Below are 12,349 nucleotides of genomic sequence, written 5' to 3' on the forward strand. Positions count from 1 at the left end.
CAGTGTCCCCGTCCGTATCCGATATTGAACACGCCTTCGGCCCCGTCGGCGTCGAGCAAGGCCAGTGCGGCGGACCCGGCGTCGTCGACGTGCAGGAACTCCCGGTTCGGAGAGCCGGAGCCCCAGACGGAAATCGACTGAACCCCGTTGAGCTTTGCCTCGTGTGCCGTACGGATGAGCAGCCAGCACATGCCCGTTCTGCAAAACATCGTCGTCGTTCGGACATCACCGATATGTACCGCGTTCCGTGCTGTCGGTTATACCCCTCGCAAAGCTTGAGCCCGGCGACCTTCGCGATAGCTTAGGCTTCGTTGGTATGCTCGAAGCTGCTCGTGTGCAGGTACTCTTCCTTTATGGGCTGCGGGCAGCACTTTGGATAAGTGCATGATGAACCAAAGAAGAGCAGATCAGGTGGTGATAGCCGTGACTGGCAACGCGCCGGAGAAGGCCGAACCAACCATACCCTTGTGTCCAGCGACATAGATCCGGGAAATCTTTATTCATGTTGGTGCCCAATCGTCCATTGAGGCGCATTGAGCCGAAGGTGATTTCAAGCGGAGCGTGGAACCTGAAAGGCCCGACGTGCGATTCTCAGGTTAGTGACGGGTGTAGAGAGGTCTCAACCTGTGGCGGCCGGTGCCGGGATCCTGTCGCGGCCCGCGCTTCCTCTCACCGATGACATCGGCGAAATGAATGCGTGTGAGACCACCTTGTACCGCGAGACTCGCTTCAGCCAACGTCATGGCATATTCGGTCAACCCGTCTAGTGACCCTGGAACTGCTCCTATGCTTGCAGACGCGTGAGGTCGTTCTCTCTTCATCAAGCGGGGCCGCATGATGGTCAAGCTTTATACGGCCGATCGAAAATTCCTGACGAGCCGTGTGCTGTGCGCGGGTGATGTCATCTTGCTGGCGTCAGGTGGGCACGGGTTCGAGATCATCGACGACGTATCTTTCATCGAAGTCAAGCAGGGCCCCTATGTGGGAGAGCAGGAGAAAGTGCGCTTCACGGCGAACCCATAACCGATGAATCGAATTGGCGATGCCGGGAAGTACGTGTTCGACGCAAGACCAGAGGGGTGGATGATGGAAGACGCGGTGAGTTCTGAAGACGCAATGGCAGCGGCGATCGCAGAAGCGTCGCTCGGGCACTCCTGTCGGCGCATCGTCCCGGTCATTCTCGCAGGCGGATCGGGCACGCGCCTCTGGCCGATGTCGCGTGAGCAGTTTCCAAAGCAGTTGATCGATGTGGTCGGACGGGATTCATTGCTGCAGGCTACCGTCACACGGATGGAGGGTTTCGTCGGCGGCTTCGACGTCGACACTCAGCCGATTATCGTGTGTGGGGAGGAACACCGGTTCCAGACAGAAGAGCAGGTGCGGGCGTGCGGCGTCTCCGCGAAGATTATCGTCGAGCCTGCGCGGCGCGATACGGCGCCGGCGCTCACGCTCGCGGCGCTCGCAGCCGTTAATCAGGATGACGACGCGATCATGGTGGTGATGCCGTCTGACCATTCCATCTCAGACATTCCGGCGCTGCATCGTGCGATCGCAATTGCCGCTGAATATGCCGAACGCTCCATGATCGTGACGCTCGGCGTTGCGCCCACACGGCCGGATACCGGCTTTGGCTACATCCGGATCGGCGACGCCCTCGAAAACGGCGCACACCTGATCGACCGCTTCGTCGAAAAGCCCACGACCGAACTCGCCGCGCAGTACGTCGCTGCAGGCACCTACTGGTGGAACAGCGGCATATTCATCGTGCGAGCGGGCGTGTGGCTCGAAGCGCTAGCCAAGCTCAACGGCGACATGCATGCGGCCTGCACCGCGGCGTTTGTGGAAGGCAAGGCGGACGACAACTTCATTCGTCCTTGCCCGTTTCAGTTCGGCCGTGTGCCGGCGGATTCCATCGACTATGCGGTAATGGAGCACATCGGCGCGGCCGGCTCGCCTTGCAAAGGCGTGGTCGTGCCATTGGCGGCGGGATGGTCGGACCTCGGATCCTGGGATGCCGTGTGGGAAGCGATGGAGAAGGATGGGCTCGGCAACGTCGCGAGCGGGCGTGTCGTTTTCGAAGGCGCGACCTCGAGTTATGTGCGCGCCGGAGGCGGGCGGCTGGTTGCATGCGTTGGCACCTCCAACGTAGTCGTCGTCGACACGGACGACGCCGTGCTCGTCGCCGACCGCTCACACGCGCAGGACATCAAGACGCTGGTGGCGCGCTTTCGCGAGCAGCGCGCGCCTGAAGTCGAGACGCACCGGAAGGTGCGCCGTCCGTGGGGCTTCTACGATGCGATCGAGCGCGGCGAGCGGTTTCAGGTGAAGCGCATCGTGGTTGCGCCAGGCGCTCGCCTGTCATTGCAGATGCACCACCATCGCGCCGAGCACTGGATCGTCGTGCGCGGCACCGCGCTCGTGACACGGGGTGAGGAGCAGTTTCTTCTTTCAGAAAACCAATCGACCTTCATTCCGCTCGGCGTGCAGCATCGGTTGGAGAATCCGGGCAAAGTGCAGCTCGAAATCATCGAGGTTCAATCGGGCAGTTATCTCGGCGAGGACGATATTGTGCGCCTGGACGACTGCTACGGCCGAATTTGACCCTATCGCATTGCATAGTGCATCGGAAGCCAATCCTATCGACTTGAGGATTGCCACATGATGGCCGTGGCAGCGAAGGCCTTGTGTGGCACGATTGCCGACGAGAAACCAGCAAACGAGCGCGACGAAGTCCAGCACGCGGGAACGGCCGAAATGCCGGGGTTGTATTGGAAGCAGGGCTCTCAGGCCAGAGGTATGACATGAGCGATATACAGGGGGCCGCTCCATTCAGTGACTTCGTCGAATTCTTCCTTGACGGACGGCTCCGCAGCAAGTTCCGTTTTGATCAGGCGCATCAGGTCCCAATAATCCTTGCCGAAAAGCAGATCGTCGAACCGCCGAGTGCCGCTGGTTTCCTGCTGCGCGATGCCGCGATAGCGGGTTGCAAAATCGCCATGCTGGTGGCCATGGTGCGCTGGAACCCCTGTTCATTCACCTCCTCAACAGTCCCACCGATGGTATTTCGTTGGGTCAGCATGAAGGCCCAGCACCGCGAACGCAGTATCGCCCGCCGAGGCGTCCCACCATGCGTTCCTTATACTGTCGGTCAGTCTTTTCTTGCCTTTTACAAAGGTATAGTCCCAGTAGGCCGCGGTGAGGTCTTTCCAGAGGTCGCCGTCTCTAGCCATGGGGAGCATGGACTCACATCCGGATGAGGCCGACTTCCGGGTATTCCTGACTATGTTGATCAGTGCCTTGTCGATGGCGGGTGTCGACAATAGGAATAGTGATATTCCAAGGCGCTCGACTATTTCGTTGAAGAGATTCAGCAAAAACTCCGCTGTCGGGCCTTGAGCAGCGCGAAGGTTCTGCATGTCGTCGACGACGCTTATCCCAAGCGAGTCGGTTGTCGCAACTTTGTGCATGAGCTGGACCATCAGTGCGATCGTGCGCACTGACTTGGCCTCCTTACTGTACTCGGTATCGCCAACGATGCATCTATCTCCTCAAAGAACTGAATGCAAAGGCCCTTTAGCGTAGCATCGTGCGGCACGCTCAGGACAATGTAGACAATCTGCCGCACTGCCAGCGGATGATTGCCGTACGCAGTGGGTTCGATGACCTGCGGATAACGGCGATATGGCCTGTCAAAGAGATAGGAATGAGACGGGACCACGCGCAATACCGAAATACGTCCAGTGCAGTATCTGGCCGAAGGCGCATATTCTTGCGGGCCAATTCGACCAACTCGTTCAGAACGAGGCTGCTCCGGTTATGGTTCATGAAAAATTTAGCAAATCTTTCGGCGGTCACGGGATCGGGTACATACCTGTGGCGGTACCAACCACGTATGAAGCGTAGTGAATCGAGCACGGTTCTGTCGAGTTGGGAAGTGTCAACCAAAGTCCAGCCGATTCCGTGATCGTTACACCACTGCCGGGCCACTTTGCTTCAGCCGTTGATTCTTTATGCTCAGTCGCCGAGTGTCTGCCGCCAAGGCTGCAGCTCGATATTCCGGCCCCATCTCTGTGATAAGAAAATCGACAGTGATCGGCTCCGGAAAAATGTCGTGTTTCGGCGGGCTGACGCCGAATTTATAGGACAGTCGCAGGGTGCTATTAATATCGACGATCGGCCAGGATTCTCTGATGTTAATGATCGTGGGCACCCGTTCCAAAAGGAAAAAGTAAGTCCGGGCTCGTTCGTCGAGAATCTCGTAGCGCCGGTCTATGCGTATGCCGTGCACGCAACCGGCGGTGCCTCGTGTGTCGGCGTTTTGAATGTTACGCCAAGGTCTGTAAGCAGTGCGCGACCCCACGCCCAACCCACGCCGGAGTCGCGAACGCAGATACGGTGGATAGAGGTCTGCGTCGCGGTTCCGCTCCATAATGGTTCGAGAGTAGGTCCCCATGACGAGAAAATCCAGAGATTTGGCAAAAAACCCACAATTTTAGGAAACCGACGACTTCGTCGCCAGGCCGTGGCGCGACGTTATGGGCCGATTGCATTGCGTCAAGGAAAATCATACTTTGCCTGGACGGATTGGCTAAGATGTCGCAGGTTCGCGCGCGCTCCGGATGACGACAAAGCCTTGCCGCATCCCGATGCGCCGCCGCGTCGCGCCGGGAAAACAGAAAACGTTGTCACGCTCCCGCTCGGAGGCCATTCATGACTATTGGCGTATATGCCACGCTGGTCGCGACGTCGCTCGTGCTGCTGCTCGGCGAAAAGCTCGTGCAGTGGATCGGCGTGCTAAGGACCTATTCGATTCCAGCGCCGGTGGCAGGCGGGCTCATCGTCGCGATCTGCGTGCTGATCACGCGCGTCACCACCCACGTGCAGGTCAGGTTCGATTCGACGATGCAGGCGCCGCTGATGCTCGCGTTCTTCTCGACGATCGGTCTGAATGCGCATCTATCAAGTTTGAAGGCGGGCGGCCCGGTGTTGATCCGCTTTCTCGCGCTGGTCTGCGGGCTGCTGATCCTGCAGAACGTGGTCGGCTTGCTGCTCGCGTTCGCCCTCGGCGTCGATCCGCTGCTTGGGATTCTCGGCGGCTCGGTCACGTTGTCGGGCGGCCACGGTACTGGCGCCGCGTGGAGCCAGATCTTTACCGAGCGTCACGGACTGGAGTCGGCGACCGAGATCGCGATCGGCTGCGCGACGTTTGGACTCGTGATGGGCGGCGTGCTCGGCGGTCCGATCGCACGGCTGCTGATGCGGCGGATCAGCGCCGACGAGTTGCTGCGCGTCAAACAGCTAGATGACAAAACGCTGGTCTTCGAAGAACCGAAGGCGCAGCAGGCCACCACGCCCGCCGCGATCATCACGACGCTCGCGCTGATCTCGATCTGCCTCGCGGGCGGAGAAATGTTTGCCGACTGGATCGCGGACACCGCGTTCGAATTGCCGACGTTCGTCTGCACGCTGTTCATCGGCGTGATCCTGAACAACGTGCTCGCGCTCGTGCGTGTGCGGATCGACCAGCACGCGGTCGCGCTTGTCGGCAACGTCGCGCTCGCGCTCTTTCTCGCGATGGCGCTGATGCGGCTCGACCTATGGGGGCTTGCCGCGCTCGCGGTGCCGATCATCTCGATCCTCGCGGCACAGACGCTGCTGATGGCGCTCTACGCGGTATTCATCACGTTCCCCGCGATGGGCCGCAACTACGACGCGGTCGTCTTGTGCGCGGCGCAATGCGGCCTCGGACTTGGCGCCACGCCGACCGCGATCGCGAACATGCAGGCGATCACGAACCGCTTCGGCCATTCTCATATCGCGTTCCTGATCGTGCCCTTGACGGGCGCGTTTTTCATGGACATCGTCAACGCGATCATCATCAAACTGTTTCTCGCGCTGCCGTTTCTCCATTGAGCAGCGGTGGCATTGGCACATCAACCCAAGCGGGCAAATACCATGAGCGATCCACGACACATCGCACCCGACAGTACCGCCGCGCGCGTCGCGTTATGGCGTGCGCTGCACGTGCAGGCCGACGCGCCGCCGCACGTGCTCGAAGACGAAGTCGGCTTGCAGTTGCTGGCACCCGCCGAAGACTGGCGCAGCCGTGGCGACATGGATCCGCGGTTCACGCGGCCGTTTCGCGCGTCGATCGTCGCGCGCGCACGCTTTATCGAGGATCTGGTCGTCGAGCAGGCCGGGCGCGGTGTGGATCAATACGTGATTCTGGGCGCCGGTCTCGACAGCTTCGCGCAACGCCGGCCCGACATTGCGTCGCGGCTCACCGTGTTCGAGGTCGACCCGCCGGGACCGCAAACGTGGAAGCGTCAGCGGCTCGGCGAGCTTGGTTTCGGCCTGCCGGACTGGCTGCGATTCGTGCCGGTCGACTTCGAAGCGGGCGATAGCTGGCGGCAGCGTCTCGTCGCCGAAGGCTTCGACGAAAGCAGGCCGGCCGTCGTCGTGTCGACCGGCGTCAGCATGTATCTGACGAAAGAGGCGAATGCGGCGACGCTGCGCGAAGTGGCCGGGCTGGCGCGCGGCTCGACGTTCGCGATGACGTTTCTGTTGCCGCTGGAGATGGCGGACCCGGACGTGCGCTCCGGACTCGAAATGGCAGAGAAGGGCGCGCGTGCGAGCGGTACGCCGTTCATCAGCTTCTTCATGCCGCAGCAGATGATCGCCATGGCGCACGAAGCGGGTTTTGACGACGCGCGGCACGTGTCCGCGGCCGATCTGACGCAGCGCTACTTCGCGGCTCGGACGGATGGGCTGCGACCGCCGGGCAATGCGGAGGAATTGCTGGTGGCGAACACCTAGGCGCCTCTGAACTGTGTTTTGCGGCGACGACGCCAACCGAAGTTACCAGCCCAGCATGTGAGTGATGAATACGCAATCGCTTTCCCCGCACCGCTATAATCGCGCTCGACCATGGCCTCCGAAGTCTACTCATGAAAAAGATCGCTGCCTTCGCACTCGTCGCATGCGCACTCGCCGCCTGCTCGTCCCCGGAAAAGCAGGCGCAGCGCGCCCAGCAGGAGATCCTTCATAGCGAGCCGAACCTCCGCGCCGCGCAACGCGACGCGGTGATCGACTGCACACCGGCGAATTGCGATGCCGCGTGGGCCGCGACGAAACGCTATATCGAGCAGCATTCCGACACGCACGTGATCCGCGCGGACGCGGTCGCGATCGATACCGACGTGCCCGACGATTCGGGCAAAGCCGCTTTCTCAGCGACCCGCGCGAACAAGAGCACGGGCGGCGCGACGCTGTCGCTGTTCGCGCAGTGCCGCGGCATGTATGGGCCCGACAGCGCGAAGGGCGACGACTATGACGCGTGCGCCGAGAAGATCCTGAAGATTCAGAACGGCTACGTGCCATATCTGCGCTCGCACGCATCGGCGCAATAGGCGGCAAGCTACCGGAACCACGGGGCTCCGAACGCGGCACTCGCGTAGCGATTCGCTGAACCCTCGCCACGATGCGGCGGGAGGCGCTATGCTGATGCGTCTTCGCCTCGCGGAACCTTCTCATGCAAGCTCCTGGCGCAACCGTACCGATCTCGCTCGTCAACGGGTTCCTCGGCAGCGTCGGGACGCGGCCGGATATCGTCGACCGGCATCTGTCGGGCGCGAACATTCCGCGCGCGCTTCTGGACCAGCCTGGAGCGCGCGTCACCGAGGAACAGTTCTCCACGCTCTACCGCTCGCTCGCGATCGAACTCGACGATGAGATGCCCGGTGTTTTCTCGCGCCCGCTGCGCAGCGGCGCGCTCAAGTTTCTCTGCCTGAGCCTGCTGGATGCGCCGAATCTCGAATCCGCGATGCACCGGTTCGGCCAGTTCTTCCATCTCGTGCTGGACGACTTCCGCTTCGAGTCGCGCCGCGGCGACCTCGTCGCGAGCCTGGCGCTGCGTCCGGGAAGCACGGGAGCGCTACCCGGCATGCTGGGCCAGGAGCTGATGCTGAAGCTCGCGCATGGGATCGCGTCCTGGCTGATCGGTCAACGGATTGCGTTGTTGCAGGTGCAGTTCGCCTTTCCCCGTCCCGCTCACGCGCTCGAGTATCTTTATCTGTTTCCCGGACCGGCGAAGTTCGACTGCAATCAGACCTCGATGCAGTTCAGCAGTAGCTATTTCGACCTGCCCGTGCGTCAGCGCAAGGCGAACCTGCGCAGGTTTCTCGCTCGCGCGCCGGAAGACTGGATCTTCGTTTCGTTCAACGAGCAGCTGTTCAGTCATCGCGTGCGGGAACATCTTGCGTCCCGGCTGCCCGACGTCCCGTCCATCGAAGAGGCGGCGGAAGGCCTGCACTGCTCGGTCAGAACGCTGTGCCGTCATCTTGCCGCCGAGGGCACGGCGTTCCAGGTGCTCAAGGACGAATTGCGCCGCGACATCGCGATCCAGCGCCTGACGGGCACGCACGAGCCCATCGCCATCATCGCGGGCGACGTCGGCTTCGGCGACCCCACCGCATTCCACAGAGCGTTCCGTCACTGGACCGGCAGCACCCCGGCGGCCTATCGCCGGGGTGGCTGATCGCGTCATATCGATGCGTCGGCAACGCCCGCCGACGCAGTTCCCAGGGGGCGCTTACTCCCTCCGACGTGGCCAGAGATGTCAATAGATCGTCCGGTTTGGACAACCGGGCAGGGCCCGTCCGACGCTACGATTCAGCCATACGTTACCCCGGCCGCATCGGTGCCAGACGGGTGACTTTCCCTACGGACTATCTGATCGGAAGAATGGTAATGAGCTACGTCGCGCCTCTCAAAGAAATGTTGTTTGCACTCACGGAACTGGCCGGAATCGACCAACTGGCGGGCTTGCCCGGCTGCGAGGACGCAACCGCCGACACCGCTCGTGCGGTGCTCGAAGAGGCCGCGCGGCTGCACGAAGGCGTGCTCGCGCCGCTGAACGTCGACGGCGACCGCAGCCCGAGCACCTGGAAGGACGGCGTGGTGACCGCCACGGCCGGTTTCAAGGACGCGTTTCGCCAGTTCAGCGAAGGCGGCTGGCAGGGTTTGCAACATCCGTCTGAATACGGCGGTCAGGATCTGCCCAAGCTGCTGTCGACGCCCTGCATCGAAATGCTCAACGCCGCCAACCTGTCGCTGGGGCTGTGCCCGCTCCTGACCGACGGCGCGATCGAAGCGCTGCTGACGGCGGGTAGCGAGGAGCTGAAGCAGCGCTACGTACCGAAGATGATTGCAGGTGTTTGGACCGGCACGATGAATCTGACCGAGTCGCAAGCCGGCTCCGACCTCTCACTCGTGCGCACCCGCGCCGAGCCGCAGGGCGACGGCTCGTACCGGATCTTCGGCACGAAGATTTTCATCACCTGGGGCGAGCACGACATGACGGAAAACATCGTGCATCTGGTGCTCGCACGCACGCCGGCCGCGCCTGAAGGCGTGAAAGGCATTTCGCTGTTCGCCGTGCCGAAGGTCCTCGTCAACGAAGACGGCTCGCTCGGCGAGCGCAACGACGTTCACTGCGTATCGATCGAACACAAGCTCGGCATCAAGGCGAGCCCGACCGCCGTGCTGCAGTTCGGCGATCACGGCGGCGCGATCGGGCAGCTCGTCGGCGAGGAGAACCGCGGTCTGGAGTACATGTTCATCATGATGAACGCCGCGCGCTTCGCCGTGGGGGTACAGGGCGTGGCGATCTCGGATCGCGCGTACCAGCAGGCCGTCGCGTATGCGAAGGAGCGCGTGCAGAGCCGTCCCGTGGATGGCTCCGCGAAGCAGTCGGTCGCCATCATCCAGCATCCCGACGTGCGGCGCATGCTCTCGACGATGCGCGCGCTGACCGAAGGCGCACGCGCTCTGGCCTATGTGTCGGCGTCGCATTGCGATCTCGCGCATCGTCATCCGGACGGCGCGACGCGTGCGAATCATCAGGCGATCTACGAATACCTGGTGCCGATCGTGAAGGGCTGGAGCACGGAGATGTCGCTGGAGGTGACGAGTCTCGGCGTGCAGGTGCACGGCGGCATGGGCTTCATCGAGGAAACCGGCGCCGCGCAGTACTACCGCGATGCGCGCATTCTGCCGATCTACGAAGGCACGACGGCAATCCAGGCCAACGACCTCGTCGGCCGCAAGACCATGCGCGACAACGGCGAGGTGGCCGGGATGCTGCTCGCGCAGATCGACGCGACCCTGGCCGCGGTGCAAGCGCACCCCTCGTATGGTTCGAGCGCAGCTTTTCAGGCGATGCATCGTCATCTGTCCGCCGGCCGCGAGGCGTTGTACAGCGCGGTGCGCTACGTGGTCGAGAACGTCAAAAGCGATCCGAATGCGGTGTTCGCCGGCAGTGTGTCCTATCTGATGCTCGCGGGTATCGTGCTCGCGGGTTGGCAAGTCGCACGGTCGCTCGTGCTGGCGGCCGACAAGCGCGACGAAGATCCGTCCTTCCATGACGCGAAGATCGCGACCGCGCATAGCTACGCGACGCAGGTGCTGCCTCGTGCAATCGCGCTCGAAGCGGCGGTTCGCGGTGCTCGCGATGGCGAAGGCGCGTTGGCGCTGCGCGAAGACCAGTTCTGATCGATCAACGGACGTAATGTGTCATTCAAAGCGGTAGGGCTCGGCCCTATCGGTGTGGGAAGGAGAGTGTTGTGAGAGTTCTTGTAGCAGTCAAGCGAGTGGTCGACTACAACGTGAAGGTCCGCGTGAAATCGGACGGTACGGGCGTCGATATCGCCAACGTGAAAATGTCGATGAATCCGTTCGATGAAATCGCGGTTGAAGAAGCCGTGCGTCTGAAGGAAGCGGGCGTCGCGACCGAAGTGATCGCGGTGTCGGCCGGTGTGACGCAGGCGCAGGAAACGCTGCGCACCGCGCTCGCCATCGGCGCGGATCGCGCGATCCTGATCGAATCGAACGAAGACCTGCAGCCGTTGGCCGTTGCCAAGCTGCTCAAGGCGCTCGTCGACAAGGAGCAGCCGCAACTGGTGATCCTCGGCAAACAGGCCATCGACGACGACTCCAATCAGACCGGCCAGATGCTCGCCGCGCTCGCGAATCTGCCGCAGGCGACGTTCGCGTCGAAGCTTGTCGTGGCGGACGGCAAGGCGACGGTGTCGCGTGAAGTGGACGGCGGCGCGGAAACGCTGTCGCTGACGCTGCCGGCCGTGGTGACGACCGATCTGCGCCTGAACGAGCCGCGCTACGTAACGCTGCCGAACATCATGAAGGCGAAGAAAAAGCCGCTGGAAACGGTCAAGCCCGAAGACCTCGGCGTCGATGTCACGCCGCGTCTGAAGACGCTGAAAGTCGCCGAGCCGCCGAAGCGCTCGGCCGGTGTGAAGGTGCCGGACGTGAAGACGCTGGTCGAGAAGCTGAAGACCGAAGCGAAGGTGCTGTGAGGAGACCCAAGAAATGACGAACCTGGTAATTGCAGAACACGACAATGCGTCGATCAAGGCCGCGACGCTGAACACGATCGCAGCGGCACGGAAGATCGGCGGTGATATTCACGTGCTGGTCGCGGGGCATAACGCGCAGGGCGCGGCCGATGCCGCCGCGAAGATCGCTGGTGTCAGCACGGTGCTGCTCGCCGATGCGCCGCAACTGGCCGCAGGCCTCGCGGAAAACGTCGAAGCGACGGTCCTGACGCTTGTGCAAGATGCGGCGAAGCACTACACGCATATCCTCGCGCCGGCTACCGCCTACGGCAAGAACATCGCGCCGCGTATCGCCGCGAAGCTCGACGTCGCGCAGATCAGCGACATCACCGCAGTGGATAGCGCCGACACGTTCGAGCGTCCGATCTACGCGGGCAACGCAATCGCGATCGTGCAATCGGCTGACCCGATCAAGGTCATCACCGTGCGCTCGACCGGTTTTGATGCCGTCGCGGCCGAAGGCGGCAGCGCAGCGGTCGAGAAGATCGAAGCGGCAGCCGACGCCGGCATCTCGCAGTTCGTGAGCCGCGAAGTGACGAAGCTCGATCGTCCGGAACTGACGAGCGCGAAGATCATCGTGTCGGGTGGCCGTGGTCTGGGCAACGGCGAGAACTACACGAAGGTGCTCGAGCCGCTGGCCGACAAGCTCGGCGCGGCACTGGGCGCATCGCGTGCGGCGGTCGACGCGGGCTTCGTACCGAACGACTATCAGGTCGGCCAGACCGGCAAGATCGTCGCGCCGCAACTGTACGTCGCGGTCGGCATCTCGGGTGCGATCCAGCACCTCGCCGGCATGAAGGACTCGAAGGTCATCGTCGCGATCAACAAGGACGAAGAAGCGCCGATTTTCAGCGTGGCCGATTACGGCCTGGTTGGCGATCTGTTCACCATCGTGCCGGAACTCGAGCAGGCGCTCGGCTAACCGCATCCAGCGGTTC

General features: G+C 62.2%; 11 protein-coding genes and 1 pseudogene. 9 read left to right on the top strand and 3 right to left on the bottom strand.

Annotation, left to right across the window (positions count from 1 at the left end):
* Positions 1-8: 8 nt before the first annotated feature.
* A pseudogene (locus tag OKW41_RS08390) lies at positions 9-406 on the bottom strand (NAD-dependent epimerase/dehydratase family protein); the annotation flags it as partial.
* A 428-nt stretch (positions 407-834) separates the two neighbouring features.
* Between OKW41_RS08390 and OKW41_RS08395 the strand changes: the two are divergent.
* Both OKW41_RS08395 and OKW41_RS08400 read left to right on the top strand, forming a co-directional pair.
* Positions 835-1,023: a hypothetical protein gene (locus OKW41_RS08395; protein WP_429446188.1), complete on the top strand. Its 189-nt coding sequence runs from the start codon at positions 835-837 to the stop codon at positions 1,021-1,023.
* A 93-nt stretch (positions 1,024-1,116) separates the two neighbouring features.
* Entirely contained in the window at positions 1,117-2,601 is a 1,485-nt protein-coding gene (locus tag OKW41_RS08400; protein WP_429573368.1) for a mannose-1-phosphate guanylyltransferase/mannose-6-phosphate isomerase, read from the top strand.
* A gap of 440 nt (positions 2,602-3,041) precedes the next feature.
* Here the strand turns inward: OKW41_RS08400 and OKW41_RS08405 are convergent, their stop codons facing one another.
* Together OKW41_RS08405 and OKW41_RS08410 are read right to left on the bottom strand one after the other, a co-directional pair.
* Positions 3,042-3,497 carry a hypothetical protein gene (locus OKW41_RS08405; protein ID WP_429572159.1) on the bottom strand — a complete coding sequence of 152 codons (456 nt, stop codon included), beginning with the start codon at positions 3,495-3,497 and terminating at the stop codon, positions 3,042-3,044.
* 470 nt (positions 3,498-3,967) lie between these two features.
* The gene (locus OKW41_RS08410; protein WP_429572160.1) at positions 3,968-4,453 is read right to left on the bottom strand and encodes a hypothetical protein; all 486 of its coding nucleotides are present in this window, start codon (positions 4,451-4,453) and stop codon (positions 3,968-3,970) included.
* A gap of 257 nt (positions 4,454-4,710) precedes the next feature.
* Between OKW41_RS08410 and gltS the strand changes: the two genes are divergently transcribed.
* The 7 genes from gltS to OKW41_RS08445 all read left to right on the top strand — a co-directional run bounded on the left by gltS (position 4,711) and on the right by OKW41_RS08445 (position 12,333).
* Positions 4,711-5,913, top strand: coding sequence for a sodium/glutamate symporter (gene gltS, locus OKW41_RS08415; protein WP_429446198.1), 1,203 nt, complete (start codon positions 4,711-4,713; stop codon positions 5,911-5,913).
* A 42-nt stretch (positions 5,914-5,955) separates the two neighbouring features.
* Positions 5,956-6,816: a class I SAM-dependent methyltransferase gene (locus OKW41_RS08420; protein WP_429572161.1), complete on the top strand. Its 861-nt coding sequence runs from the start codon at positions 5,956-5,958 to the stop codon at positions 6,814-6,816.
* 131 nt (positions 6,817-6,947) lie between these two features.
* Positions 6,948-7,409: a hypothetical protein gene (locus OKW41_RS08425; protein ID WP_184060580.1), complete on the top strand. Its 462-nt coding sequence runs from the start codon at positions 6,948-6,950 to the stop codon at positions 7,407-7,409.
* Between the two features lie 122 nt (positions 7,410-7,531).
* The gene (locus tag OKW41_RS08430) at positions 7,532-8,536 is read left to right on the top strand and encodes an AraC family transcriptional regulator (protein WP_429446206.1); all 1,005 of its coding nucleotides are present in this window, start codon (positions 7,532-7,534) and stop codon (positions 8,534-8,536) included.
* 212 nt (positions 8,537-8,748) lie between these two features.
* Positions 8,749-10,551 carry an acyl-CoA dehydrogenase gene (locus tag OKW41_RS08435; RefSeq protein ID WP_429572162.1) on the top strand — a complete coding sequence of 601 codons (1,803 nt, stop codon included), beginning with the start codon at positions 8,749-8,751 and terminating at the stop codon, positions 10,549-10,551.
* Positions 10,552-10,622: 71 nt separating this feature from the next.
* The gene (locus tag OKW41_RS08440; RefSeq protein WP_429572163.1) at positions 10,623-11,372 is read left to right on the top strand and encodes an electron transfer flavoprotein subunit beta/FixA family protein; all 750 of its coding nucleotides are present in this window, start codon (positions 10,623-10,625) and stop codon (positions 11,370-11,372) included.
* Positions 11,373-11,385: 13 nt separating this feature from the next.
* The gene (locus OKW41_RS08445; protein WP_429572164.1) at positions 11,386-12,333 is read left to right on the top strand and encodes an electron transfer flavoprotein subunit alpha/FixB family protein; all 948 of its coding nucleotides are present in this window, start codon (positions 11,386-11,388) and stop codon (positions 12,331-12,333) included.
* Positions 12,334-12,349 lie beyond the last annotated feature (16 nt).

Source organism: Paraburkholderia sp. UCT70, assembly GCF_050434085.1.
GTDB lineage: Bacteria > Pseudomonadota > Gammaproteobacteria > Burkholderiales > Burkholderiaceae > Paraburkholderia > Paraburkholderia tuberum.